Consider the following 498-nt stretch of genomic DNA (forward strand, 5'->3'; position numbering starts at 1 on the left):
GCGTCGAGCAGCGCCGCGGCGCCGAGGCCGGCCCGGCAGGCGAGCGCCTGGAGTCGCGCGCTCGCGACGGGCGCATCCGTCGGCGCCCCTCCGGGGTGCGAGGAGCCCTGGTCGTCGAGCGCCGAGCGCGCCTCGTCGAGCAGGAAGCCCTCGCCGACGCGCTCGTGCAGCCAGCCGAGCGCGGCGTGGAGTCCCGTGCGCAGCTCGCGCACCGCCTCGAGCGGCAGCCCCGCGCGCCAGGCGTCGTGCAGCAGCACGATCCACAGGGGCGTCGGCGCGATGGCGCCGTGGTAGCTCGTGGGCTCGAGCTCGGGCGGCCTGTCGACCGGTCGGTGCGCGGGCAGCTCCTCGGGCATCCGGCCCGGCTCCTCGCCGGTCGCGGGGTCGTGCCGCAGGCCCTGGTGCGCGGCGAGGGTGCGCAGCGTCCCCTCGGCGAGCGCGGTGCCGAGCGGCAGCAGCAGCCGCGCGGCGGTGAGCGCCTCGGCGGCCGCCATGCGC

The 498-nt window shown here is 79.7% G+C and carries 1 pseudogene; it reads right to left on the reverse strand.

Going from position 1 to position 498, the window contains the following annotated elements:
* Positions 1-498 (reverse strand): annotated as a pseudogene (locus tag NWP09_RS13235) (amylo-alpha-1,6-glucosidase); the annotation flags it as partial.

Source organism: Agrococcus sp. HG114 (assembly GCF_024723325.1).
Taxonomy (GTDB): domain Bacteria; phylum Actinomycetota; class Actinomycetes; order Actinomycetales; family Microbacteriaceae; genus Agrococcus.